This is a genomic window from Bradyrhizobium sp. CCBAU 25338 (genome assembly GCF_028128965.1).
GTDB lineage: Bacteria > Pseudomonadota > Alphaproteobacteria > Rhizobiales > Xanthobacteraceae > Bradyrhizobium > Bradyrhizobium liaoningense.
Genome location: NZ_LFKY01000036.1, coordinates 306,764 through 332,985, shown reverse-complemented (window position 1 = coordinate 332,985; position 26,222 = coordinate 306,764). Strand labels below are relative to the sequence as shown.

General features: G+C 60.9%; 16 protein-coding genes. 13 read left to right on the top strand and 3 right to left on the bottom strand.

Annotation, left to right across the window (positions count from 1 at the left end; genetic code table 11):
- Positions 1-2 precede the first annotated feature (2 nt).
- Positions 3-713: an ABC transporter ATP-binding protein gene (locus ACM42_RS18195; protein ID WP_271529234.1), complete on the top strand. Its 711-nt coding sequence runs from the start codon at positions 3-5 to the stop codon at positions 711-713.
- A 1,010-nt stretch (positions 714-1,723) separates the two neighbouring features.
- On the opposite strand, the gene ACM42_RS18190 is transcribed toward ACM42_RS18195, so the two are convergent.
- Positions 1,724-3,124: a TolC family outer membrane protein gene (locus ACM42_RS18190; RefSeq protein ID WP_271529233.1), complete on the bottom strand. Its 1,401-nt coding sequence runs from the start codon at positions 3,122-3,124 to the stop codon at positions 1,724-1,726.
- Positions 3,125-4,590: 1,466 nt separating this feature from the next.
- On the opposite strand from ACM42_RS18190, the gene ACM42_RS18185 reads away from it, so the two are divergent.
- The 4 genes from ACM42_RS18185 to ACM42_RS18165 all read left to right on the top strand — a co-directional run bounded on the left by ACM42_RS18185 (position 4,591) and on the right by ACM42_RS18165 (position 12,005).
- Positions 4,591-6,009, top strand: a complete 1,419-nt coding sequence (locus tag ACM42_RS18185; RefSeq protein ID WP_442868933.1) for a type II and III secretion system protein family protein — start codon at positions 4,591-4,593, stop codon at positions 6,007-6,009.
- Between the two features lie 1,641 nt (positions 6,010-7,650).
- Positions 7,651-7,878: a hypothetical protein gene (locus ACM42_RS18180; protein ID WP_271529281.1), complete on the top strand. Its 228-nt coding sequence runs from the start codon at positions 7,651-7,653 to the stop codon at positions 7,876-7,878.
- A gap of 943 nt (positions 7,879-8,821) precedes the next feature.
- Entirely contained in the window at positions 8,822-10,780 is a 1,959-nt protein-coding gene (locus ACM42_RS18170; RefSeq protein WP_271529231.1) for a primary-amine oxidase, read from the top strand.
- A 67-nt stretch (positions 10,781-10,847) separates the two neighbouring features.
- On the top strand, positions 10,848-12,005 hold the full coding sequence (locus ACM42_RS18165; protein ID WP_271529230.1) for an MFS transporter: 1,158 nt from the start codon (positions 10,848-10,850) through the stop codon (positions 12,003-12,005).
- Between the two features lie 17 nt (positions 12,006-12,022).
- On the opposite strand, the gene ACM42_RS18160 is transcribed toward ACM42_RS18165, so the two are convergent.
- On the bottom strand, positions 12,023-13,060 hold the full coding sequence (locus ACM42_RS18160) for a helix-turn-helix transcriptional regulator (RefSeq protein WP_271529229.1): 1,038 nt from the start codon (positions 13,058-13,060) through the stop codon (positions 12,023-12,025).
- Between the two features lie 603 nt (positions 13,061-13,663).
- On the opposite strand from ACM42_RS18160, the gene ACM42_RS18155 reads away from it, so the two are divergent.
- The 8 genes from ACM42_RS18155 to ACM42_RS18120 all read left to right on the top strand — a co-directional run bounded on the left by ACM42_RS18155 (position 13,664) and on the right by ACM42_RS18120 (position 24,381).
- A complete protein-coding gene (locus ACM42_RS18155; protein WP_271529228.1) occupies positions 13,664-14,947 on the top strand; it encodes an ABC transporter substrate-binding protein in 1,284 nt (427 codons plus the stop codon).
- A complete protein-coding gene (locus ACM42_RS18150; RefSeq protein WP_271529227.1) occupies positions 14,947-15,723 on the top strand; it encodes an ABC transporter ATP-binding protein in 777 nt (258 codons plus the stop codon). Before ACM42_RS18155 ends, ACM42_RS18150 begins: the two co-directional genes overlap by 1 nt.
- Complete coding sequence (locus ACM42_RS18145) at positions 15,720-16,484, top strand: ABC transporter ATP-binding protein (RefSeq protein ID WP_271529226.1); 765 nt, start codon at positions 15,720-15,722, stop codon at positions 16,482-16,484. Before ACM42_RS18150 ends, ACM42_RS18145 begins: the two co-directional genes overlap by 4 nt.
- A gap of 3 nt (positions 16,485-16,487) precedes the next feature.
- Positions 16,488-17,369, top strand: a complete 882-nt coding sequence (locus ACM42_RS18140) for a branched-chain amino acid ABC transporter permease (RefSeq protein ID WP_247802803.1) — start codon at positions 16,488-16,490, stop codon at positions 17,367-17,369.
- Positions 17,370-17,372: 3 nt separating this feature from the next.
- Positions 17,373-19,022, top strand: a complete 1,650-nt coding sequence (locus tag ACM42_RS18135; protein WP_271529224.1) for a branched-chain amino acid ABC transporter permease — start codon at positions 17,373-17,375, stop codon at positions 19,020-19,022.
- A gap of 25 nt (positions 19,023-19,047) precedes the next feature.
- A complete protein-coding gene (locus ACM42_RS18130; protein WP_271529223.1) occupies positions 19,048-21,426 on the top strand; it encodes a N,N-dimethylformamidase beta subunit family domain-containing protein in 2,379 nt (792 codons plus the stop codon).
- Between the two features lie 82 nt (positions 21,427-21,508).
- A complete protein-coding gene (locus ACM42_RS18125; protein ID WP_271529222.1) occupies positions 21,509-21,874 on the top strand; it encodes a hypothetical protein in 366 nt (121 codons plus the stop codon).
- A 167-nt stretch (positions 21,875-22,041) separates the two neighbouring features.
- Complete coding sequence (locus ACM42_RS18120; RefSeq protein WP_271529221.1) at positions 22,042-24,381, top strand: N,N-dimethylformamidase beta subunit family domain-containing protein; 2,340 nt, start codon at positions 22,042-22,044, stop codon at positions 24,379-24,381.
- A 310-nt stretch (positions 24,382-24,691) separates the two neighbouring features.
- Here ACM42_RS18120 and ACM42_RS18115 read toward each other — a convergent pair whose 3' ends face one another.
- Positions 24,692-26,215: a class I adenylate-forming enzyme family protein gene (locus ACM42_RS18115; protein ID WP_271529220.1), complete on the bottom strand. Its 1,524-nt coding sequence runs from the start codon at positions 26,213-26,215 to the stop codon at positions 24,692-24,694.
- Positions 26,216-26,222: the final 7 nt, after the last annotated feature.

Genomic DNA, 26,222 nt, shown 5'->3' with positions numbered 1-26,222 from the left:
TCATGTTTGAGGTGAGGAATTTATCGGTCGCCTATGGCAAGGCTGTCGCGATCGAGGGGATCAACATCAACGTCTCGAAGGGCGAGTTCGTTGCCGTCATCGGCGCCAACGGAGCAGGCAAGACCACCACGTTGAATGCGGTGATGGGGCTGGTCCCGGCCGTCAGCGGAACGATCTTGCACGGCGGGCAGGCGATCGATGGCCTCCCCACGGAACGACGCGTCGCGCGTGGGATCGTGCTCGTGCCCGAAAACCGGGATTTGTTCGGCCCGCTGTCGGTGCAGGACAATCTCAGGCTCGGCGGCTATCTGCATCGCTATCGCTATGACGGATCGTCGCTGGAGCGCGTCTACGATCTCTTGCCGAAGCTCAAGGAGCGGCGCAACCAGGAGGTCAAAACGCTGTCGGGCGGCGAGCAGCAGATGGTCGCCGTCGGTCGTGCGTTGATGGCGGAGCCCCAGGTGATCCTCCTCGACGAACCGTCGATCGGGCTCGCGCCCCGGATCGTCGAGCAGATCTTCGAGGCGATCACGCGCTTGAAGAAGTCGGGAATGACGGCGATTATCGTCGAGCAGAATGCAAAGCTCGCACTGTCGGTGACGGAGCGTGCTTATGTCATGGAGCTTGGGCGCATCGTAATTGAGGGGCGGTCGGAGGATCTGGTCCACAATTCCTCGCTTCAGGCGGCATATCTTGGAGAACGGATCGAGTAGGAATCTCGCTGCAGGAGTCGGCTGTTTCCAGAGAGAGTCTGCTCCATTTGCTCGGCGGCGGCATCGTGGCCTTTCAACCTGCGGCGAGAATGCCGTAGAAACGCGGGAGACATCACCCGGTCTGGATCCAACAGAGCGCGATGCCATCTTCAGGCGCGAACTGAAGCAGCGCGGTGTCGACGTGATCGATTTCTCCTCGGGCGGTATCTCCGGAGCCGCCACCGCGGCCCAGGTGCCGCGCTGCCTCGGATTCCGGACCATTTGGCGAGCGGGTACGAAAGGAAGCCGACATTCCCACTATGGCGGTCGGCGACGCCTCGACGCAATGGATAGCGACTCGGAATAGGAATTGTTTCTATAAGTATCTAAGCGTTTCTAATTGTCTCTGGATGCCAGTCTGCGCTTGAGATGACGGAATCTTCTGGCATGCTCGCTTGGATGCTGCGGAGGTTTATCATGCGCAGACTAGCTCTCGTAATTGCGATCACGTTGTGCGCCGCGGATGGCGTTTCGGCTCAGCCATTTCCGCCGCCTGTCGGGCCACCGGGATTAGGGCCGCCTCCACCTCCTCGCTTGAGGTGCGTGGCGTTTCCTCCCGGGCCTCCAGGACCTCCCCCGATAGTTTGCCGTGCTCCCCCTGCACCTCCAGGCGCGCCGTGCAGATGTCGCAGTCCGTTTGGGCTGGTGCCAGGCACCGTTCAGTAATGTGACGCGCGGGGCAGGTACTAGTTTCGGTATCGGTGGTTCTGTCTCCCCGATTGAATCTGGGAGCGGCCCCGAAATGGAGGTCAGATGCTAACCGCACAGCGTAAGGCGGAGCGTAGTCGCTCCGGCTGCAGCGATCGCCGTGCGTGGCCCCCGCAGATATGTTCGAGTTTGCGACATCAATGACTTTCGCCTGAAGCCGGAGTTTGGCGGTCTTTCGGCGTTTGCCTTTGCGCGCGAAGAGCTAGAGTTTCTAAGCGGTTCATGAACTCAACCGCAGCGCGGCGCTTGACACAAGCTCATCATCATGGGTTCAGCTCGTCCAATGCTTTAGTCCCGAACCCGCTGTTGCGCACCTGGTGGTAATGGGCGCTCGGGTCATAGATGGCCGTTCTTAGACCGAGGACTCGCGGCGATAGGCGTCCGATTGCGCTGAGAACGTTGTAGGATGCGATCACCCGGTCATGCTGTGCCTTGACCAGCGAGATGCGCGCGTTGACCAAGGCGAGTTGCGCGTTGAGAAAGTCAAGGGTTGTGCGTTGCCCGGCCTTGGCTTCGTTGCGGACACCGTTCAACGCGATCTCTGAGGCAGACACCTGGGCTTGGGCTGACTGCACCTGAGCCTTTGTCGTACCGAGTTGCCCCCATCGCTGAGCTACTGTCGCTCGGACCTCGTCGCGCACCCGCCCAAGCGCAAGCTGTCGTTGAACAAGGAGCTCCTTGGATTGTCGAATGAGGGCGTACTCCGTCCCCCCTTGATAGATGGGGACTGAGGCTTGGACGACTGCGGCCGCTCCGAACGACCGGTACGTTCTGGTCGATTGTTCGTATGACTCGTACGACTTCTGGACAGACGCCTGCAGACCGACCGACGGGAGGAGTGCACCCTCACTAATCTTCACCTGAAGATGATCGGTATCAATGCCATAGATTGCGCTGACGATGTCGGGGTTTTCGACGAGCGCAGTCTCCGTCGCTGCGCTCAAGCTTCCGGGCAGAAATCGGTCCACGGGCGACCCGGGCGCGGGATTTACTGGATTGTCGCCGATATCGCGCCGGAAGTTGGCTCTTGACGTTGCCAGCTGCGATTCCGCGGACCGTTCCTGCGACCTACCGGCAGCGAGTTGCGCTTCGGATTGGGCGACATCGGTGTATGTGACTTCTCCGAGAAGAAACCGATCACGTGCTTGCGTTGCGGTTTTTTCGAGAACCCGCACGTTGGATCTCTGAACCTCAAGAGACGCTAAGTCTCGAAGGTAGTCCATATACGCGGTCGCAGCGGATAGAAGGACGCTCTGTTCGAGCGATCTTAGAACTTCGCGTGCAGCAAGAACTTGCGTCTCGGCGGCGCGCACTTTGTTTGCCGTCTGATTACCATTGAATATTGTTTGCGAGACGGCAAGCGCCGCGCTTCGCGGGACGTCACGGTAGTCGGTTGCGGTACTGCTGCCCTTGGAAAGAGTATCCAAATATCGATAACCCGCGCTGCCGGTGAGAGTCACCTTCGGGTGATAGCCGGACAAGGCCTGAGGCACATTCTCATCGATCGATCTGACCTGAGCACGCTGCGCGTTGAGCTGAGGGTTGTTCTGATAGGCCCGTGCTAGCGCGTCTTCCATGGTTTCGGCGGATGAGGAGGCAAACCCTGCTCCAAAAATGCCACCTAAGATCGTTAGCGCCCGAACCAATAAACCCAATTGCGTCATCGGCGAGGTCACCATCGATTGGCCAGCTGCCCGCTTACCCTCAGAGCGCTGCGAGGCTGGCGAGTAGATATCTGCATCAGGGCCGCATCCGTGCCGGCTGCGGTCGCTACTTGTTTCCGAAGGCATGGCAATTATCTGCGCCGTCAATGCGTCAGGGATGTTGCTCGTGATTTAGTTTGATTTCATCTTGCGCGCCTGCGAGACGGCGTTGGTCATAGGCGTGACACCATCATGCTGGCCAACCCGGCGCCGCTCGTCGGTAATGTCAGTACAATAAAGCCGCTGACGCCGCGCCTGCCTCCATTCGCGAGCGCCTGGGGTAGTGCATGCACCGAGATGTCGTCTCGATGGTCGCGCATGGAATGATCGCCGCCGGCAGAATCGTGGTCTCATCCGAAAGTCATTGCCGTGACGGCCAGCTCCGCAGCCAAGCCCACGTGTACCGATCATGACGGATCAAGGAATCCGCCATTCTCAACGGTGCACGTGTCTGATGCAAAAGCCTCTAGCGAACAACGTTGGTAACCGAAATGAATTTTACTGCCGCAAAGCAGCGCCAATCCGATGCTTCTCTTGGGTCGGCACGGAATGAGAGATCGGTTCCTTGGAGGTTCTTAGGATGTTCGTCACGGCTGGGCCCGGGCTATCGCCCGAAAGCGTTCGATGGCAACTTGGATACTGTCACGGAGAAGAACATCGGATGCCACAGTTTCCCGATGACGCAGATTATGCCTCGGGATGGTCTCACGGCCACAATTCTGTTCACCAATGCTCCATGGAAGTGAGCGAGGCGACCTTCTTTGAGCTTAGGCTGCGTCGGCACGAGGCTGAACGACGTCGGACAAAGGGCGAGGGCGGGCTCGAAGGATGCGTAAGCGACATCTCGCGAACACGGTAATCATGGCGACAACTCTAGTTTGTCCGCCGGTGGGCATAGCACTAAGGCCTGAGACCCGATCTCGGACTAGCGGGTGAAAGACCTGTGAGAACGATCTGTTTCATCAGTTCTCTCTCGTTCCTGGGAACACCACCAGGAGCTGTCCGCTTGCTAGTCAAGAGGCGAACAATATTCCGACGATTATGGCGAGACAACATGACTACAACTGGCCCCAAACGTGAACTCAAGGCCAGAGCCTGACGCGCCACTAATCGTACCGAGCGAATCCTGCACCAAAGTGCCAATCGCATCCACGCCCGCGCCGATCGGGCGACGTGTTGGAGCCGGTCATTCCTTCAACTGCAAGGCCCGTTGTCCTTGAAAGCGCGTATGCGGCGACTATGCGGCCGTATATTTGCCAGGCATTTCCGGGGCTTTCACAATCAAGTTTTCTAATTCGTTTTGTTTCCTGAACGCCTGACGCCATCACTCGCTCCGTTTCATCTAAGTCACCCAATCCATAGACCACCCGCAAGGCCGAGTAGATTGGCAATAGGTATGTGGAAATGGCGTTCCTAGAGGGAGTCACATGACGAATCGATGGCTGGTCCTTGCTCTGACTATCTTGTCCTGCCCGACTCCTGCGAGAGCTGGCGACATGCATAACCCAACGCGGATGCGCGCGACTGCCGAGATCAGCGCACGGTTTGTATCGCTCGGCATCGGCAAATCAATCGTCGTCGATCTGCCCCGTGACATCAAAGATGTATTGGTCGCAGATCCGAAGATTGCCAATACCGTGGTGCGGTCGACCCAGCAGGCCTACATCATCGGCGCTGCCGTAGGGCAGACCAATGTCGTCTTCTTCGACGCCGCCGGTCAACAGATTGCGGCCTACGACATTGCCGTCAAGCGCGACCTCAACGGCATTCGCAAGGCGTTGAAGCAAGTCCTGCCCAGATCCGATATCCAGATCGATGGCGCAGGCGATGGCGTGATACTGACTGGCTCGGCGGCATCCCCGATTGAGGCGCAGCAGGCCGGCGATCTCGCCGCCCGTCTTACTGGCAGCGGCGACAAGGTCGTCAATGCGATTGTTGTTCGTGGACGCGACCAAGTCATGCTTAAGGTGACGGTCGCGGAAATGTCGCGCTCGATTGTCAAGCAGCTAGGGATTGACCTGAGCACCTCTCTCAATTCTGGCACGTCGACTGTGAGCCTGACAAATTCAAACCCCTTTACCGCGTATGGAAGCAATCTCGTTTCGGGCAACAATGCGACGCTTTCCATCGGAGGAACAACGGCGACGTTAAGGGCGATGGAAACAGCTGGGGTGATGCGAACGTTGGCCGAACCGACGCTAACCGCAATCTCGGGAGAATCAGCAACTTTCGTCTCGGGCGGAGAGTTTCCGGTGCCGGCGGGTTATTCGTGCGATCCTACGACGCACGTCTGTACAACCCAGATCAGTTTCAAAAAATTCGGCATGGCCCTGAACTTCACTCCCGTAGTCCTCACAGAGGGACGCATCAGTTTACACTTGATGACGGAGGTATCAGAATTGTCGAACGAGAATTCGATCACGCTTTCGCAGGCGGTGAGCTCGACGACCACGAACTCAATAACTGTCCCATCTATCAAAACGCGTCGCGCAGAAAGCACACTCGAAATACCCTCCGGAGGAGCCATGGTGATCGCCGGATTGATTCAGGAGCAAACCAAGCGAGCTGTCAATGGACTTCCGGGATTGACTCAGTTGCCGATCCTGGGAGCATTGTTCAGGAGCCAGGATTTCGTCAATAATGAAACTGAGCTTATGGTTCTGGTAACGCCCTTTATCGTCCGTGCGGTCGCACCACGGCAGATTGCGCGACCGGACGATGGTTTCGTTGCTCCGTCTGATCCGGAGGCGAACCTCCTCGGAAATATCAATCGGATATACGGACTAAGGGCTCGGCGCGAACCAACATCACCTCGTAGTGGCGACGTTGGCTTTATTATCGACTAATTGTCTTCGCGAGTCCCAATTGGCCCGAACGTCGAGGGCAACTTGGCAGTCGTGAGCCGCTTTGAGTTGTCGACCCGATCTGGCTCAACAGAAACCTCCAAGGCCCACGCACCGGCGACGCACGGCCTCGGCAACGATCTGAACGGCATCGCGCTTTGTCCGACGGGCGCAACAGCGGCATATGGGCCACAACGCCTATCGGTGGGCCGGGATCAACATCAGTGGTGCCGACGCCACCCGCATAGCGATGCGCGCCGACCTGGACTCCGGACTAGTCAAGTTCCTGGATGTGACGAACGGCAGCGGCTGGACTGCGCTATATTCTTCGCCGCATTCGGTATCGGCCCCCCACGCCCTTCGCAGCAGCATCAGCCTGGACGGGGCGCCGCCGCGGGCCCGAAACAGCGGGGCCGGCACTCGGGATTCGCGCGGGGAAATGACGATGAGCACGAAAAGCAGAATCAGCAGATGCCAAGTGCCGACCCCCAGGGACAATGATCCACACCGAAAAGTTCAAAAGGAGGCAGAGCAAAATATGAAAGTAGAGCTGCATTGAAGCGCGCCGCCTGCGCCTGTTCCAGTTGAACCTTCGTCCAAATGCTCGAGCTTCTATCTCACGTCATAGATCGCTCCAGGGGCGGCGATCCGTCTCGCCAAAGCAATGAGTTATTGATCTGGAAATAACCTTGAGGCTTCCGCTTCACCAATTGTGGCGCCCGTGACGGATTTTACGATGACTTGATACGTAAACGATCCCGGGTTGCATGGCGCAAATGTATGGATTGCACCCGCAGGCACAGTTCCGGAAGCGGGAAGTGTAATTTCCTGTCCGCCCAACTCCCAGCCTTTGTCTCCACGCAGGCGAATAAGAACGCGGGATCCGCCCGCCGGAAGATTTTGGAGCCTGATCTCAGGGTTGGGAAATAGCGTCTTGCAACCTGTAGTGCCTTTGAATGAAAAACTTATCGCAAATGGCTCGGAAGCGGCGAGTCGTCCAGCAAACAAGGTGGCAAAAGCGGCAAGGGCAATGTGGCGGTGCACTACCAACAGTCCTTCTGTATACGAGAGAGGCTTCCCCAGTCTAGTGACGGTTCATCGCCCGTCCATCGACTTAGGATTTCCAAAGATATAGAAATGTTGCTCGAAGTGTCGATCGTCCCAAGGTCGCATTCGCTTTCCATGCTACGACATACCGATCGCGGCCTGCGCTCGGTAGCTCAGCCGTGGGAAGAGCACTGAAGCCGATCGCGATTCTGCTTGTCCAACGGTTATGTTGAAAATGGATCACCGGTCGGCGGATTTGGGACGAGTTCCGGTTATCCAGTGACCGAGGCTCTGGCGACGCGTGGGCCGGCAAACTCGGGGCGGTTCACGGCGTGATAAATCTCGATCCTGAGCATTGGACAAGTCGATTTGAGGTGCGACCCGATGCTTCGGCAGTGTCAAACTCCGACTTGAAGTGCGTCTGCGATCTGTCGGCACGTGGCACCTTCGTCTCGGGTCAGTTGAGTGAACTGGGGTCTTCATCGAATTCTCATCGTCCCCAGCAAATTCGCTCACCCGAAGAACCTGCGGCCTGACGGGAGGGCATGCAGTGCTCCCCCATTGGCCAAAGATGGTTGTGGGTGTCGTTTGTAGCTTGTGGAGTTCTTCTGGCTTCAGCTTGGTGTAACGCCGCAGCGTGCGCCAATCCTTGTGGCCGGTTACAAGCGCATTCGCGACCGCAAGGATCCTCGAGCCAAGGAAGGCAACAATCAAAAGGTCCCGCTTCTCAATCTGACCGGATACGATGCGTGGGAGATCATGCTCCAGCAGTGCATCATCACTCGGGGCTGGGTCGTGTATTTCCCTACAATCACCGCTCAGTGAGCGCGGCCGTCACGCAAGCCTGCGACGAGTTGAAGATCGAGGATCTGCATTTTCATGACCTGCGACACGAAGGGACTAGTCGCCTTTTTGAAGCAGGGCTCACAATGGAGAAGGTTGATCGGGGTCCGCTTTTGCATATCGACGTCGGGCCAATCGGGTCGGCAAATCTCTTCCTGCCGCTTGGTTGTCGTTACAGCGTACCGAACTATACGCCCATCGGAATGAATTGCCGGCGATTCGTTTCGAAGTATTCGATGAGCTCATCGCGCGCGTCTTGAATTGGCCGCCGGTCTCGCTCCTCCGAATTGCCGACGGGTCCCAAATGCGTTATCGCAAAGCGCGCTAGTCGAACCTCTTCAGCCGAGACCTCAATGCCGTGGAGCTGCTCCCAAGGTTTCCTGTTCAAAGAAGTGCCGTGAGCAGTTCATATGCCGCGAGCAGAGCGATTGGCGATGGCTGCTGCGCTGGGTTCAGACCGCCTGACAAGCAGCGCCTGCCGTGAGGGATCCATAAGAAAATGTTGCCGTTCGCATTGCAACGTTGTCCGCGCGACGATGGTGGGTGCGTTTACCAAGTAAGGAACGCGCGCGAGCTGCTGGGCCATGACCGCCTCGAATTGTCCATTCGCGCATTCCGTCACTCTGTGCGTGAAGCCCCCTAACTCTCTGCAGTTTTCGACGGGCGAATTATCAAATCGGTCAACTGACGTATTGTCGAGTGGCGATGCCCGGAAGAAAGTCGGCCATCTGTCAGCGAGCAAACCGGACCAGGCGTTCGTCCGATGAGTAACGATCCATCGAGGCGTGATCTGCGTTTAGACTGCCTGGCGGCTGTCGTGAGTCGCCAGCACCGCGGTGGTACGGCTCAAAATGGATGCACGCGTGCGCGCGCATTCCGTCGCTGCGCTCGTCCGCGCCCAGTCGCCTATGCAAGGAGCTAACCTATGGACACTGTCACTGCCTCGTCGTCCTGCACGTGCGTCCCGGACGCGCCGAACGCGGATGCCGTGAAGCATCCTCTCGATCCCTTGACGGTTGCCGAAATCGGCGCGGTGGTTCGGATCGTTCGCAATGATCCACAGTACGGTGCCGAGTTTCTCTTTGAGACGATCGAACTTCTCGAGCCTGAGAAATCACTCGTGCGTCAGTATAGGCCGGGTGATTCCATAGAAAGAGCGGCGCGGGTCAATCTGTTCAAGGTCAGGGAGAATGGCATCTGGCGCCTGACGGTGTCGCTTGCGGAAGGGAAAGTTCTCACGTCGAAATATGTGCGAACGGCCAAGCCGATGATCCAGCTCGAGCAGTTTACGGCCATCGAAGACGCTGTTCGCGCGGCTCCCGAGTTCATTGCAGCCTGCAAGAAGCGCGGCATCGAGGACATGTCTCTTGTCTGCATCGATCCGTGGTCGGCGGGCAATTTCGACATTCCGGGTGAAGATGGCCGATATCTCGCGCACGTCTTCGCCTGGCTGCGTCTGCGGGAGAACGACAATCTCTATGCGCACCCAATCGGCGGCCTGAACGCCGTGGTCGACATCAAGACCTACGAGATCATCCGAGTCGACGACCACGAGATCATCCCGATTCCCAAGGCCGAGGTGAACTATGAGGCGGAGTTCATCAAGAACCCTCGAACTCCCTACAAGCCTCTCGACATCGTTCAGCCTGAGGGCGTTTCCTTCAGGCTCGACGGACGTCGGCTTGAGTGGGATCGCTGGTCCGTGCTCGTCGGCTTCAATTCCCGCGAAGGCCTGACCCTGCATGACATCAGCTATGACGGACGACCGATCGCGCACCGTGTGTCGCTGGTGGAAATGGTCGTGCCATATGGTACCACCGACAAAGGTCATTTCCGAAAGAACGTCTTCGACATCGGCGAATACGGGATCGGCAAGCTGGCCAATTCACTCAAGCTCGGCTGCGATTGCCTCGGCGCCATCTCCTATCTCGACGCGCACCTTGCGACGATGGATGGCAACGTCGTCACGATCCAGAATGCGATCTGCATTCATGAGGAGGATGCAGGCCTGCTATGGAAGCACTGGGACTTCCGGTCCAACAATGTCGAGTCGAGGCGAGCCCGCAGGCTGGTCATCTCCTGTATCGCGACGGTCGCCAACTACGAATATGGCCTATTCTGGTACTTCCACACGGACGGCTCGATCCAGTTCGAGCTCAAGGCCACAGGCATCATCAACACCGCCGCGTGTCATCCGGGACGGCCGGGCAAATACGGCAAGGAAGTCGCGCCCGGCGTCGTGGGGCACATTCACCAGCACATCTTCTGCGCGCGGTTGGACATGAACGTCGACGGCGATGAGAACAGCGTCGTCGAGCTCAATACGCATGCCGATCCGTGGGGGCCGGACAATGCCTATGGCAACGGCTTCTACGAGGAGGAGACGGTTCTGAAGACCGAGTTGGGCGGTTGTCGCCAGGCGAACCCGGCGACGCATCGGGCCTGGAAGGTCATCAATCCCGGCCGCAAGAATTGGGTCGGCACCCCGACGGGCTACAAGCTCGAGGCAAGTCATCCGGTGACGCCGTTCATTCATCCCGAGTCGCCGTCGGGCAGGCGCTCGAGCTTCATCAAGAACCAGCTTTGGGTCACCGCCTTCGATCCCGAGGAGCGCTATCCGGCTGGCGAACACATGAACCACTCGGATGGAACGGGAGGCGTCTCAGATTTCGTCAGAAACAACCGGAGCATCGAGAACACCGATATCGTGCTCTGGCACGTCTTCGGCCTTCACCACCAGGTTCGTCCCGAGGACTTTCCGGTTCAGCCCTGCATCTTCACCGGCTTCAAGCTGATGCCGAGCGGCTTCTTCGACCGCAATCCCGGCATCGACCTGGCACCCGACAGGAATGCCGCAAGCTGTCATGCGCAGCCCGCCGAATAGGGCACCGCTCGCCGCCGCACGGCTCCTGCTCTTCGGACGGGAGGCGTGCGCAGCGTCGGGGGCCTCGGTGGCCGTTGCTCTTGCGATCCTTGTGAGCTCGGCCGCGCGCGTTCTCCCCGCGCTGCTCGCCATCCCGGTCCAGCAGGATCTGGGTTGGCAAACCTCCGACGTGGTCTGGCCGATCACGCTCGGCATTGCCGTCTCCGCATTCGCGTCGCCGCTTGCGGCGCATGGCCTCGCGCGATGGGGCGTTCGATCACCGCTGTTCACGAGCCTGGTTCTCCTCGCGATATCGCTTGCGTCGACGACGCGCGCGACATCGCCCTGGCATCTTGCTCTCGCCTGGGGAGTTGGCGTCGGCTTCAGCGGATCCTTGGGCGCTTCTATCCTGGGCGCCATGGTTGGCGGTCGTGGAAACGCGGCGCATTGCGGTACGCGCTTTGGCCTCGTGATGTCGATGCAGATCCTGGGATCGATGGCGGGGCTGCTGCTTGCATCCCGTGCGGTGGAGGCGCCCGAGTGGCGCACCGCCTTCCATGCCGCCGCAATCGTCGTACTGGCAACGGCCTTCGCGGCATTCCTGCTTGTCCCCGCATCCAGCCAGGGAGCCGAACCGCATCGGTCATCGTCCAGCGGGCACGCGCCTTCGGAGGGGAGGAGCTGGCGGTTCTGGGCGCTGGCTGCGATCTTCTGCATCTGCGGCGCATCGACATCCGGCTTGATCGACGGCCAGATCGGTATCCTCTGCATGAGCGCGGGTCTCAGCCTTTCGTCGAGCGCCGACGTGGTGGCCATCGTCTTGCTCGGTGGCGCGATCGGAAGTGTGGCGAGCGGGTATCTCGCGGACCGCTATCCCGCACGAATGCTGCTGGCCGTCTACTTTGTCGTCCGCGCGTTCGTCCTGCTTTGGCTGCCGTTCACCGGCCTCAGCCTTGTCGAGCTGGCGCGATTCGGCGCGCTCTATGGCCTCGATGCGGCGCTGACGTTTCCTGCGCTCGTGAGGTTGATGTCCGCAAATCTCGGCAGTCGCGGCATCGGCACCGCGATGGGCTGGATGATGGCAGCGCACGTGGCGGGAGCCACTATCGCTTCCGCCGGCGTCGGAGCCCTCGGCCTCGCAGTCTACTCGGTCGGCTTTGCGTGCGTCGGCCTCGCCTGCCTCGCGGCGGCCGGGCTCGCGATGCTGCTGAAGGGAGCTTCCGCGCGAGAGGGGTTATCCGGCTGATGCGATCGCGGAAGCGGTCAATCGCCTCCGAGTTTGCGGGACCGCCGCGATGGGTTCTCCGCCAGCAGCAGCCCTTCGGAGACCGCCAAGGCGGCGAGCCTTGTGCGGGAGTCGCAGCTCATCTTGGCGAGGATGTGTTCGATATGCGTGGAGACCGTACGGGGCGACACGAAAAGCTGCTCGGCGATGTTGGGATTTGAAGCGCCGCTGGTTACGAGGTGCAGGATTTGAATCTCGCGGAGCGAGAGATTGTACGGCCAGCGAATACATTCCTCCGTGATCAGGAGGATGTTTCCCCGGCAGGGCGTGATCGTGACCTGATGGCAGCGGCCGGCCTCGTCGGGCCAGATGAAGCGTTGCGGCTTCGAGGATTTTGCCTTTTCCAACACGAGCCGGCGAAGCTCTCCGCCTTCGCCGAGATGCGGCCCCGGACTGCGGTTGGGCAGGTGGAATGCGAAACCGTTCGGCGAGACGGCGAGGGCGTATGAGCCAGGCGCCAGTTCATCGGCCAGAAGCTGTGGTGCCCTGAGCTGATCACAGATGTTGAGCAAGATCGGACGGAAGCGCTCCGTCATCTCGCGGCGCTCGTCGGTGGCGTGCGCCTCCCGGGACCAGCTCATATGGATGGCCCCAATGTAGCGGCCATCCGCGACGCGCAGGCACATCGTCGAACCTTCGCTGAATCCATCCGGCATCAGGTATTCCTGGGCGGTCAATGTATCCGGCAGATGGAGATTCCAGTCACGCCTGTAGTCTCGCCAGCGCAGTGAGTGCGTGTCCTTCTCGCGCGCGATGGCGTAAGCCGGGCAGGCGGCAGGGAAGCCGTCGAGCACGTAGGCCATCGTTCTGTCCGTATATCCGTCGTCGGCCAGAGAGCGGTGGGTTCGGGATATCGGGTCTATCGCCACCAGGGCGATTGCCTCGCTCCGCACGAACTCGCGCAACAGACGGGTGATCTGGGTCGCTTGATCGATGATCTGATCATTCAGGGTTGCCGCCGGCGTGTCGAGCCGTACCGTTGCTGACATCGCATGGTCGATCGCTGCCAATTTCACGGTGAGCCTCCAGCTCGTGAAAGAACTTTCCGACGGTTCGTGATCGAATTCTTTTTCTTGGCCGCTGACGATCGGTCAGCCCGGCGATTGCGACCTCAGAGCAAGGACCGCGCCAACCAATGCGAGCTACCACATCAACACGCTGGACTCTCACTCCGCTGATCCGATCGTCTGGATCCAAAGCGAGCACCGGGCTGAAAATTGCAATTGCATGTTAGAAGCGGCCGCTCCTTTAGTCAAAGGAGTGTCACACTTGGCTTTCGTTAAGGCCAGCATTTCTGCCGCAAGCGGACCCGCAGCGCCTTCGATTGATGAAATTCTGGGCTTGGCTTGCTGCGCAAGTTGCCACCCCGGCCCTGTCTGTGCCCGCGACGTCGCTCCGGCTCCTCCAGATTCAACGCCAAAATCGGTCAGCTGACGTATTGCTGAAAATCGGCAGAAAACCGAGGCTTTGGTCCAGGCGGTTCGATCGCATCGATGCGATCGAACCGCTATCACGCGACGGTCGGCTGACAGCGCCGTCTTGGCCCAACAGGAAATCCGGCCCGGTCTCGGTCGCGATGCCGAGGACTCGTGCGCTCGATTGCAGGAGAGGTTGCTCAGATGGTTTCCCAACTCACCAGACGCTCAGTGACCGCGGGCATCGGCGCGGCCGTCGCCGCACCTTTTGTTGGACGGACGGCATTTGCCGCGCAGCCGATCCTTCTCGGCGTGCCTTACTGCCAGACCGCCGCTGCCGGCGTTGCGGATCATCAGGACTTTCTGAACGGCACGACGCTCGCGATGGAGGAGATCAATGCCGCTGGCGGCATCCTCGGCAGGCCATTGAAGCTGTTCACGACGGACATGAATGTTCTGTCGCCGGAATCCTCCAAGCAGGCGCTCGCCGCCTGCGTGGACGCCAAGGTCGATGCGATCTCCTTCGCATTCACGCTTGTCCCGCTTCCGGCGATGGACGCCACCGTGAAGTACAAATGTCCGTACATCAACGGCAACGCGCAACGCGCCGGCACATCGGCCGTCAAGGAGCATCCGGACAAGTATGGCCACATCTTCCAGTTCTGCCCGTCGGAAGTGAACTACGGATGGAGCTATGCTCTCTGGCTGGAGGACGAGGAGCGGCGGGGTGTCTGGAAGCCGAAGAACCGCAAGGTTCACATCATCCAGGAGCAGATCGGCTACTGCCAGACCATCTCGCGAGCCGCGCAGGATGCGATCAAGCGGCGCGGGAAGTTCGAGGTCGCGCGGATCACGGACATCCAATATCCGGTGCAGGACTGGGCGCCGGTCATCCGCGAGATGAAGGAAGTCGATGCCGCCGCGATCATGGTTGATCATTGGGTGGCCGCCGAATACGCCGCCTTTTGCAAGCAATTCGTGGCGAGCCCGGTGCGCAACTCGCTGGTCTATCTCCAGTACGGCCCGTCCCAGCCGGAGTTCCTCGAGCTTGCCGGATCGGCCGCCAACGGCTTCGTCTGGGGCACAACCATGGGCATTTACGGCGACGAGGGGGGTCTCGCCTACAGGCAGAAGTACAAGAAGCGCTTTCCGGGCATAGCCGGGCTCGCCTACACCGGTATTGCGTACGACCAGACCTACTACCTCAAGAAGGCCTGGGAAGCCGTGGGCGATCCTCGCAAGTTCGGCGAAGTCTGCAACTGGATCCGCGCCAATCCTCAGCGCGGCGTCTGCGGCTACGTCGATATGGGTAATCCCTACCAGGAGGCGCTCCACTTTCCCGACAATGGCGGCGACGAACTGCAGGCACACAAGCTCGAGGCCGGCGTCGCGCAACTCTATGTCCAGGTCCAGGGTGGCGAGCACAAGATCGTCTATCCCGGTCCGGTCTCGGAAATGAAGTTGATCTCAGCGCCGTGGTGGAGCTGATGCTCAGGCAACTCTCCTCCAGCGAAAAGGCCGAACAGGGCGGCAAGCCCATCCTGTTCTCCTGCAGCGGCATTTCACTCGACCTTGGCGGCCGCGAAATTCTCCGCGACATCAACCTGCACGTCCATGCCGGTGAAGTGCTGGGCATCATCGGCCCGAACGGTGCGGGCAAGACCAGCCTGTTCGAGATCCTGTCCGGACGGATGCGTCCCAAGAGCGGTGCGGTCCTGTTCAAGGGTGAGAACGTCACCGCATTGCCGCTCTATTCCCGCTCGCGACTGGGGATCGGCCGCACATTCCAGACCCCGGTTGTCCCTGACGAACTGACCGTCGGCGAAACATTCAAGGCGGCGCGCCAGGCCTACCATCCGTTTCTCACCAGGTTCGACGCGGAATATGGTGCCGACCTCGTCGGCCTGAAGGTCAGCGACGACACACCTGCAACGCAGCTCGAAACCTTCAACCGGCGCAAATTGCTGCTGGCGTGCCTGTTGATGCGTCGGCCGTCGCTGCTGCTGCTGGACGAGCCGGCGGCGGGCCTGATCAATTCGGAAGTCGACGAGATCGACACCCTGCTGCGCATTCTCGCCAAGGAGATGAACATCGCGATCCTGATCGTCGAGCACCGCATCGAGCTCCTTGGGACGATCTCCGACCGCATTCTGGTCATGGATGCAGGGGAGGTCATCTCCGAGGGACTGATGGAGGACGTGATGGCCGATCCGAAGGTTCACGCGGCCTATTTCGAGGATTTCAGCGAAGAGGGCGACGCATGAACATCGCCGTGAACAACGCGTCCGGCGGTCCGATGCGTCGGTCTCAGCGCGAGGTCCTGAACGTCAAGGGGCTGTCCGCCGGCTATGGGCCGGTCCGCGTCATCCATGATCTCGATCTTGTCGTTCAATGTGGTGAGCGGATCGGAATCGTCGGCCTGAACGGTCACGGCAAGTCGACATTGTTCTACGCGATTGCGGGGCTCACCGGCTGGCAGCGCGGCTCGATCAAGCTGAATGGCAAGGAGGTTGGTCGCACGCGTAGCCAGGGGCCGGGCCGTTACACCCACGAGATTGTGCGTGCAGGCTTGGCGCTGATACCCCAGGGTGACGAGATCTTCCATGGCCTGACCGTCGAGGAGCACCTCGATTCCGGAGCCTATACAGCGGTGGCCTGGCGCGATCGCGCGGCGCGCAAGCGCCGTATCCTGGAGATATTTCCCCCGTTGCGGAAGCTGATGGAGGTGCCCGTGGGGCGCCTGTCGGGCGGCGAACGGCGCATGGTGTCGATCGGCCGGGGCCTGATGACCGATGCGTCGCTCTTTCTCGTCGACGAGCCATCGCTCGGGCTGGCGCCCAAGATCGGCAAGAGCGTGATCAATGCGCTGATGGACGTCAAGCTCGGGGACGCCGCCATGATCATCGCGGAGCAGAACGTCGCCTTGCTCGAGGGACGCGTCGACCGCGTCATCGGCATGCATGTCGGCAAGCTCAAGGGCGAGGCCTCTGCGGCCCTCGCGTTGAACGTTCATCGAAAGGGCTAGGACGTGGATATTTGGTTCGTCGTCAGCAACACGATCATCCTTGCCTGCATCTATGGCACGCTCGCGATCGGTATTTCGATCACGTGGTCGAGCCTCGGTCTGTTGAACCTGTCCTACGGTTTCATCTTCGCGTTCGCGGGCTACGGTGCCTGGCTGTTTTCCCAGCATCTCTCCACCTGGGGACCCGCAGTACTGGCCGCCGGAATCCTCTCCGGCGCGCTCGGGGGCGTGATCATCTGCGCGCTTGGCTTCATACCGATCCACGACAAGCCGAATTTTACCATTCGCGGCCTGATCGCGACGCTCGCGATCAATCTGATCGGCACGCAATTCCTGCTCTGGTGGTTCGGTCCGCGCTCGAAGAGCCTGCCGGAGATCTTCGGCAACTGGTCGGTATCGTTGCCCGGGGTGGTCTTTACGGCTGATAAGGTTGGCAACGTGGTCACGTCCGTCCTGATGCTGGCGATCGTTCTCAGGTGGATGCAGTCGAGCCGCCGCGGCCTCGAAATCCGCGCCATGATGATGAATCCCCATGCGGCCTCCATCGTCGGCATCGGCGTGCGACGGACCTCCTTCTACGTCATGGGTATCACGGGCGGATTGGCGGGTCTCGCGGCCGTCCTGCTCTCCCAAACCTACTACATCTCGCCCTTTGGTGGACTGATGCCAATGATCAAGGGCGTCAGCATTGCGCTCTGCGGTGGACTCGGCAGCGTGCGCGGCGCCGTCATCGCCGCGATCGTGCTCGGCCTGAACGAGGCGCTGACAGGCATGTTGATCGGTGGCCGCTACGTCCTCATCACCCAGTTCGTCGTGATTATCGTCATCCTCTTGGTCCGTCCGCGCGGCATCGCCGGACTGCTCGACAAGGCGAGGGAGGCCTGAGCAATGTCCGGTGATAGCGGCATGAAATGGCACAATCCACTCTTCGTCTGGGGTGACCGGAGCGACGTGGAAGAACTTCCGACCATTCCGTTCCGAAGCCATCAGGAGGTCTGGGAAAGGGCCCGTCAATCGAAGACGAAGCTGAACCCGGTCGGACGCCTGCGCTACTATTACAAATGGCCGGGCCATGGCGGAATGATGTGGAATCGTCTTCGCTACTGGCCGACGCGCCGCCGGGTGCTGCGGCTGCGCGGGGAGTACAATCCCAAGACCTTGCGCGCGGAGAAGACGATTGTCGACAAGCGGCCGATCTGGTGGCTGCTGGGGCTTCTTGCGCTGGCGATTGCGCCCCTGTTCACGCCAGGCGATCTGCAGAATACGCTGCTGACGGCGGGAGCCACGTTCGGCATCTATTCCGCCATCAGCCTGTGCTGGATGCTCATCATGGGCACCGCGGGTGTCTTCTCGCTCGCCACCTATGCAGTGGTCGGTACGGCCGCCTTTGTCACGGCACTGCTCGCGGTCAAGTTCGCGTTGCCCTGGTGGCTGTTGCCGCCCATCGGTGCGCTGGTGGGCCTGGTCTTCGGCGGGATCATCGCGCTGCCGGCCACGCGGTTGGATGGCTTCTACTACGCGCTTCTCACGCTCGGGCTCAACGAGCTCTGCCGGGTCTACTTCGTCACTTCGAAGGAATTCGGGTCCGCCAACGGCGGCTTGTATGGTGCAACGACCTATGTGCCGGAAGACTGGTCGCAGTTGGGTCAGCTGCTTCTGGCGTACTACGCCTGCTTCGGCCTGATGCTGCTCGCGTTGCTGCTCTACCGGTTCGTCAACGGCCGCAGGCTTGGCCGAATCCTTCGCATGGCGCCGGAAAAGCGCGAGGCCTTCGCCGAGGCGACCGGAGTGAACTTTCGCCAGGCGCGTATCTGGGTGTTTCTCATCTCCTCGACGGCGCTGGGCTTCATCGGCGGATTCTATACCTCGAATTTCGGCGGCGTGGCGTTCTCGATCTTCAACTTCGACACCGTCCTGCTCGGCCTCGCCATGCTGGTGATCGGCGGCGTGGGACGTGCGGAAGGCGCGGTGGTCGGTACCCTCATCGTCGTGTTCTTCGATCAGGTGCTGAACACATTGGGGCCCGCGCGCTTCATCATCATCGGCTTCATCATGCTGCTGGTCGTTCTTTACCTGCGCAACGGGCTGTTCGGGATCAAGGCGCAGTTCCGTGCCTGGCGCGACAAGAAGAAGAGCGAGCGGAGGTCGACGCGGGCGGAGAAGGGCGGTGAGATGCTGCCCGAGGAGGCGACCGAGATCGACGACAAGAGCGTCGTCTATCAGCGGCGCCACGACAAGATGACCCGCGACCATCTCAAGACGCTGGTGTCGCCGGAGCTCATCGAAGAGCATCGCCACTCCCTCAATGGACAGCACAGTGAGGCGCTGGAGCGGCTGTTGATCTACTTCCGCACCCGTCCGCAAGTGGAGAAGTACGCCATAATGGCCGTGGAACGCTTCGAGGGGTACCGCATCGTGGCGCTATCCGGCCATCGCGGCGTAGCACCGCGCGTGGTCGAGGACAGGATCTACTCGACCCCGGACGAGGCCTGCCACGGCGTCTTTATGCGGCGCGTTCAGGACTTGCTGGAGTCCTGAACCGCTCGAATTCACGAGTGTAGCTGTGTCCGGCGTGCTCGGCGGACATTCGAGTGACAATGATCAAAGGGAGTTGGTGGTGACACCGGTCAGGCTATTTGGCTACACGGACAGGATCTCGGTCAAGCCGGGCGAAGCTATCCGGTTTCACGTCAGCGCAGAGGGAACGGATACCGCCGAGGCGCAGCTGGTGCGCTTGATCCACGGCGACGAAAACCCCGCCGGACCCGGCTTCGTCGAGGAAGAGGTGGCATGCGACGCGAACGGCGTGTGGCGAGTCGAGCGGCAGTTCACGCAGGTCGGATCGTTTCTCGAGGTCGATGATCGCGAGGGCTGGCTGGCCTTCAAGGGCAGCTTCTCTCTGTTCGCTTTCATCCACCCGACCTGGCCTGCATCCGGAAAGCGCCAAACCATCATCGGCCGGTGGGACGGCGACCTCAAGCAAGGCTATGGGGTCGGCCTTGACGAGAACGGCCGTCTGCAGTTCTGGATCGGACGCGGCGGAGAGGCGGTCGAGTGCCTGACAGCCGATGCGCCGCTGCAGGTGCAGATGTGGTATTTCGTGGCCGCAACCTTCGATGCCGAAACGCGGCGCGCAACCTTGTATCAGGTTGGCGTTGGCAACAGGTACAACGGCCTGCTGGGCAAGGTTGCGCTGCTCGATTATGATTGCCAGGGCACCACGAGCTTCCAGGCCGGGCCCGCCAATCCCTCCACGACTCCGTTCCTGATGGCCGGGTCGCGCGGCCGCGATGCGCAGCAGCGTGCATGCGTGTCGGAGCTCTATTGGGGCAAGATCGACCGGTGCGGCGCATTTGATCAGGCTCTAGGGCCGGCCGAGCTCGACACGATCCGGAGCGGGCTTGTCCCCGCGATGGAAAGCCTGGTCGCGTTCTGGGACACGAGCGCAGGATACACCGATCGCGGCATCGGCGATCTCGTGGTCGACGTCGGGCGGCATAAGCTGAATGCCCGAGGATACAACCGGCCGGTTCGCGCCCAAACCGGCTGGAACTGGCGTGGCTTCACCGATTGCTTCCGGCTGGCGCCGCACGAGTTCGGGGGCATCGAGTTTCATGCCGACGCGCTAACGGATTGCAATTGGGAGACGACCAGGGTCGTCACCTTGCCGCGCGAGCTCAAAAGTGGCTGCTATGCCATGCGGCTGCGTTCCGGTAGCGGTGAGAGCGTCAGCGAGGAGCACGTTGCTTTTTTCGTGCGGCCGGAAAAACCGCGGGCGCGCATCGCATTCCTGTTTCCGACGTTGACCTATCTTGCCTTTGCGAACGAGCGCTTGAGCTTCGATCATCCGGAACGCGAAGCATTGACCGGTCAGCCGGCCGTGCTGTCCGACATCGATATCGAGATGTACAAGCGAGCCGATTTCGGGCTGTCGACCTACGATACGCACGCCGACGGCAGCGGAGTTTGCTACAGCTCCTATCATCGTCCAATCATGAACATGCGGCCGAGATACAGGACGCCGAGCCTTGACGTTGCCTCGGGACTGGCTGCGGACCTCTCGATCGTCGCCTGGCTCGACCAGAGCGACTTCGAATACGAGGTCCTGACCGACGAAGACCTGCATCGCGATGGATCGGCGGCGTTGTCGCCGTACGCCTGCGTTATCAGCGGCGCGCGGCCTGAATACTACACCGAGCGCATGCTTGACGCGACCGAGGACTATATCGCCGACGGCGGCCGCTACATCTATGCGGGCGGCAACGGATTCAATGCCACGGCAGGCGTTCGCGACGGCGAACCGTGGATCGTGGAATGTCGCCGTCGTGATGACGGGTACAAGCCGTGGATATCGCGCTACGGCGAGCACTACATGGCTACGGACGGGATGCGCGGCGGGCCGTGGAAAGTGCTCGGACGGGCGACCCAGAAGCTGGTCGGGATCGGCCTGAGCAGCTCGGGCGGTGGACGAAGCGAACCATACCGGCGGATGCCGGACAGCTATCACCGCACCGTGTCCTGGATCACCAAAGGTGTCGATGGCGAGATCATTGGCGACTTTGGCCTTGCCAACAACGGCGCGGCGGGGCTCGCTCTCGATTACTACGACCGTGCTCTGGGCACACCGCCGCACACCAGGGTCATCGCATCGTCGGGCGGGCATACCGACAGCTACGTCGTGAACCAGCAACTCGTTCTTTATTCCTATCTCGGCCTCTATGGGTCGTATGACTGGCGCGTTCATGCCGACATGACCTACTTCACGGCCCCGCATGGAGGAGCGGTGTTCGCGTGCGGCTCGGTCGCGTTCGCGCAATCCCTGCCGGTCAACAATTTCAGAAACAGCTCGTCCCGCGTGCTGGCCAACGTCGTCGAGGCGTTCGTCAGGCCGGGCAGGTTGCCCGGATTTGCCTGGGTCAATGAGGAAAAGCAGTGGGCTTGAAACATTCGTCGCGGGAGGCCGTGCCGCTACGCCCGGCCGGGACGGTTCGCGACAAACATTTGCAGAAGCCGGGGAGTTGAGCATGCTGCCGCTCGAATACGACAGGTCTCAGGACCGCGACATCATCGTCCGGGATCGCTTCGACGGCTTCCGCCGCGAGTTCCTGCGAACGCTTGTGACGCCCGAGGTGATCGATGAGCACCGGCGGTCGCCGCTCGGCCAGCACAGCGAGCGGCTGGAGCGACTGCTGATCTATTTCCGCCAGCGACCATTGGACGAAAGATATGCGGTCAGGGTCGTCGAGCCGTTCCGCAAGTATCAGGTGGTCAGGCTGTCGGGGCATCGGGGCGTTCCTCCGCGTGTGATTGATGAGGGCATCTACGCGTCGGCGAACGACGCCTGTCATGGCCTGTTCCTGCGCTGCATCCGCGACCTTCTCGAAACCTAAAGCACGATCCGGAGACGTGCGCAGCGGTTTTCCGAACGGATCATGCTTGAACAACAACCTGAAGCGCGATGAGGATTCATCCCGATCGCATCGCGCTTTGGAGCTAGCTGCAACACGCTGGCTGGGGCAGGCGCCTCGTCCAGCATCTCGATTGGAAACTCCGCACCATGGCGCAGATCAAGATATTCGGCTACGCAGACAAGATCTCGGTGAAGCCCGGCCATACCATTCAGTTGCACGTCAGTGCCGACGGCACCTCCACCGCCGAGGCCCATCTCGTGCGCTTGATCCACGGGGATGAGCATCCGCTCGGTCCGGGATTCATCGAGGAGGAGATCGATTGCGTCGCCAACGGCACCTGGGCGGTCGAGAAGCAATTCACGCAGGTCGGATCCTTCCTCGAGGTCGCCGATCCCGGCCGCAAGCTCGCGCTGGATGGCAGCATCACGCTTTGTGCGTTCATTTGGCCGACATGGCCGGATGTCGGACATCGTCAATGTCTGCTCGGCCGCTGGGACAATGACAAGAATCACGGTTACGGTCTCGGAATCAATCCGAGCGGCAGGCTGGAGTTCTGGGTCGGGAACGGGAATGAGGTCGACTATCTGCAGGCGGAGCTGCCGTTCCAGAAGCAGGCCTGGTATTTCGTTGCGGCCACCTTCGATGCCCGAAGCGGTCGTGCCACCCTCTACCAGGAGGGGGTCGTCAACCGTTACAACAGCCTGCTCGGCAAGGTCGCGCCGGTCGAATATCGCTCGCATGTGTCGGAGGCGTTTCGGTTCCGGCAGAACAACCTGGCCGATACGCCGTTCCTCGTGGCCGGCTCACGCGACTGGCATGCGCTCCGCGGCCACTTCGTGTCGCAGCTCTACTGCGGGAAGATCGATCGCTGCGGCGTGTTCGATCGGGCCTTGACTCGCGAAGAGCTCGACGCGATCCGCTCGGGCGGTCAGCCTCCCTCATACGGCATGGTGGCATATTGGGATCCCTCGAAGGGTTACACCGATCATGGCATCGGCGATGTCGTGGTCGACATCGGACCAAACCGTCTCGACGCCAACGGCTACAACAGGCCAGTGCGCGCGCAGACCGGCTACAACTGGAACGGCCGCAACGACTGCTTCCGTCTCGCCCCGCATGAATACGGCGGCGTCGAATTCCACGCCGATGCGATGATCGACAGCAACTGGAAGGTCACCAAGGCGCTTCAGCTGCCTGCAACGCTGCGCAGCGGCGCCTACGCGATCAGGCTGCGCGGTGGCGACGGCAAGGGCATGGCTGAGGAATACATCGTCTTCTTCGTGCGGCCGCGCGTGCCGACAGGGCGTATTGCCCTCCTGTTTTCCACTGCGACCTATCTCGCCTATGCCAACGAGCGCTTCGCAACCGACGGCCACATCGTGCAGCCGATGGCCGGTCAGCCGCCCACGATCTCCGAGGTCGACATCGAAATCTACGAAAACCCGGAGTTCGGCGGAGGCTGCTACGACTCGCACGCGGATGGCGCCGGCATCTGCTACTCGAGCTACCATCGCCCGATGGTGAACATGCGGCCGAAATATCGGATCTCCGCGTTCGACCTGCCCTGGAACTTTCCAGCGGATCTCTCGATCCTGGCCTGGCTGGAGCACAAGGGGTACGACTACGACATCTTGACCGATGAGGATGTTCATCTGGAGGGTGTCGCCGCAATGGCCCCCTATGCGTGCATCCTGAATTCCAGCCATCCGGAATATCACTCCGAGCGGATGCTCGACGCGCACGAGGATTACATCGCCGGTGGCGGACGCTTCATCTGCATGGGCGCCAACAGCTTCTGCTGCAATGTGGCGTTTCGCGACGACGAGCCATGGATCATGGAATGTCGCAAGACCGGTGGACATTGGATAGCCTGGGCGGCACGACCGGGCGAGTACTACCTCGCCACGACGGGGCAAATGGGCGGAATCTGGACCGGCTTCCAGCGCTGGGGGCAGAAGCTGGTCGGCAATACTTTTGCGGGCGAGGGCTTTGCCCATAGCCAGCCTTACCGGCGGATGCCGGACAGCTATGACCCCGCACTGGCCTGGATCACCGAGGGGATCGAGGGGGAGCTTATCGGCGATTTCGGCCTCGGCAACGGTGGAGCGGCCGGCATCGAGATCGACTGCTACAAGCTGGGGTTCGGCACGCCGCCCAACACCAAGATCATTGCATCCTCTGGCGGTCATCCGGACAACTACATCGCCCACGACGAGGAGGGGACCCACGCGCATCAGGGTTTCAGTGGGACGCACAACTATATCCTGCGGGCCGACATGGTGTATTTCGAGGCGCCGAACAACGGCGCGGTGTTTGCTACCGGATCCATCGCATTCGGCAGTGCCCTGCCGATCAACGGATTCGAGAACAACGTCTCGCAGCTTCTGGGTAACGTGGTGGATGCGTTCGTCGAGCCGGGGCCGTTGCCTAGCTCGGTAAGCAAGTCCGGAACGAAGGCAACGGGCGTCAAGCGTCTTGCCGTCTAGTCGGCATGGCCAAATTAGACATCATTGGCTGGATTTAGCTCAAGCTTGCCCATGATGGACTGGAACGACAGATTAATTTTTTCAAATAGTTGGTGGGCCGCGTGTGCACGGAGTGTGCACCGGGAGGTCAAGAAAGATCTAATGAAGACCACCTTGGAGTTGCCTCGTCAGAGCTGAGCATTCGGCCGATCGCCAAGAGACTTTAGAACAGCGGTGACGGCAAAGGTGGTGTCGGGAGTTTGAGTGGCTCCACTGACTATTCCCCGGACGGATGTGCGAAGTTGCCAATAAATGAAAGGCGCATACCGTCCTAGTCGCGTGGCTCGAGCCGTGGCCGCGGGCCACCGGTGATCCTGAAGCGGGAGAGCAGGTCAACGCGGATGGCTCCGCGAAGAACCTTGCCAATTCCATTTCGAGGAAGCTCGTCAAGCGCGATCATGAGGCGAGGGCGTTTGTAGTCCGTCATGGTCTTTGCCACGGCCTGGAGACGTTCCTCCCAGTCAGCAGGAGGATTCTCGACGGCGGCAAGAATAACCTCACCCCAATAGTCCGATGGAATTCCGACCACGGCAACGTCGGATGGCTGGAGTGCCGGCGCAAGCAGTCGCTCGACCTCGTCCGGCGCTACTTTGTAGCCGCCGGACTTGATGACGTCGGCCATGCGGCCGGTGAGATGCAGCCGGCCATCCGCATCGAAATATCCGAGATCGCCGGTGTCGTGAAATTCGTCGGCGGCAAGCGGGCTGAAACCCGCTTCGGTGCGGTAGCCGATCATGAGGTGCTGCGCACGAATCAGGATTTCGCCGCTCTCTCCGGGCGCAACGCGTTCGCCTGCCTCGTTGCGAATGACGATCTCGACGCCGGATGCCGGCCAGCCGACACAGGCATCATCCCCGCCGGACGCATACCAGTTCTCGGTCTCGTTGGCCTCGAGCACGGTGATCGGATTGAAAACCTCGCTCTTGCCGTAAGTGACGCGCACCACCGGGCCGAACATCTCCCTGGCGCGCGCGTAGAGCGTCGGCTTCAGGACCGCCGTGCCGCAAAAGATCGTGCGTAACGACGAGAACCTGCGCTCGCCGGCGGCCGCGACGATCTTCGCGAGCACGGTCGGCGGCGCAAACATCGCATCGCATTCGCCCCGCTCGAGGATGCCGAGGACCGTCGGTGGGTCGACGCCGTCGAGCAGCGTCACGGACGCTCCCGACGACAGGTAGGCGTGCGTCATCAGCGAGGAGCCGTGGGAGAACGGCGTCATCAGGAGCACGTTGCTGCCGGCGTCGGGCTGGAATGGCAGATTCGCCCGAAGCAGGATGTTCGCCGTCCAGCGGCCGATCTGACTGTGAACCGCACCCTTCGGGCGACCGGTGGTACCGGACGTGAACACGACGCGCGCCGGCGCGTCGCTTGCGACGTGCGGGAAAGCGGCCGGATCGATCGTGGCCTGCTCAACGCTCTCGATATTCAGCACCGCGGGCCCGTCGGCGCCGATGTCCCTGGCCAGTCCCGCGCCGCTGACCAGCAGGCGGACGTCGGCGACCGCGCAACAATAGTCCCGTTCGGCCGCGCTGAGCGCTGGATTGATCGGGACTTCGACGGCACCCGCCATCATCACGCCGAAGGTCGCCGCGACGGCATCGGCGCCGTTGCGGAACAACGTTGCCACGGCGTCGCCCGGACCGACGCCGGCGATGGTCAGCGCACGTCCGACGCCGGCGGCTTTCGCAAACAGGTCCGCGTAAGTGGTCATGCCGGCGATGTCGATCACCGCGGGCCTTTCGCGGTAGCGGAGTGCAAGCGTGGAAAAGTCCGAGGCCCAGTGGATCGATTTCATCGTCTGC

Bases quoted from the DNA above. Each gene is read 5' to 3' on its own strand.
- ACM42_RS18195 (WP_271529234.1), top strand. From the start codon at position 3: ATGTTTGAGGTGAGGAATTTATCGGTCGCCTATGGCAAGGCTGTCGCG.
- ACM42_RS18190 (WP_271529233.1), bottom strand. From the start codon at position 3,124: ATGACGCAATTGGGTTTATTGGTTCGGGCGCTAACGATCTTAGGTGGC.
- ACM42_RS18185 (WP_442868933.1), top strand. From the start codon at position 4,591: ATGACGAATCGATGGCTGGTCCTTGCTCTGACTATCTTGTCCTGCCCG.
- ACM42_RS18170 (WP_271529231.1), top strand. From the start codon at position 8,822: ATGGACACTGTCACTGCCTCGTCGTCCTGCACGTGCGTCCCGGACGCG.
- ACM42_RS18155 (WP_271529228.1), top strand. From the start codon at position 13,664: ATGGTTTCCCAACTCACCAGACGCTCAGTGACCGCGGGCATCGGCGCG.
- ACM42_RS18150 (WP_271529227.1), top strand. From the start codon at position 14,947: ATGCTCAGGCAACTCTCCTCCAGCGAAAAGGCCGAACAGGGCGGCAAG.
- ACM42_RS18145 (WP_271529226.1), top strand. From the start codon at position 15,720: ATGAACATCGCCGTGAACAACGCGTCCGGCGGTCCGATGCGTCGGTCT.
- ACM42_RS18135 (WP_271529224.1), top strand. From the start codon at position 17,373: ATGTCCGGTGATAGCGGCATGAAATGGCACAATCCACTCTTCGTCTGG.
- ACM42_RS18125 (WP_271529222.1), top strand. From the start codon at position 21,509: ATGCTGCCGCTCGAATACGACAGGTCTCAGGACCGCGACATCATCGTC.
- ACM42_RS18120 (WP_271529221.1), top strand. From the start codon at position 22,042: ATGGCGCAGATCAAGATATTCGGCTACGCAGACAAGATCTCGGTGAAG.
- ACM42_RS18115 (WP_271529220.1), bottom strand. From the start codon at position 26,215: ATGAAATCGATCCACTGGGCCTCGGACTTTTCCACGCTTGCACTCCGC.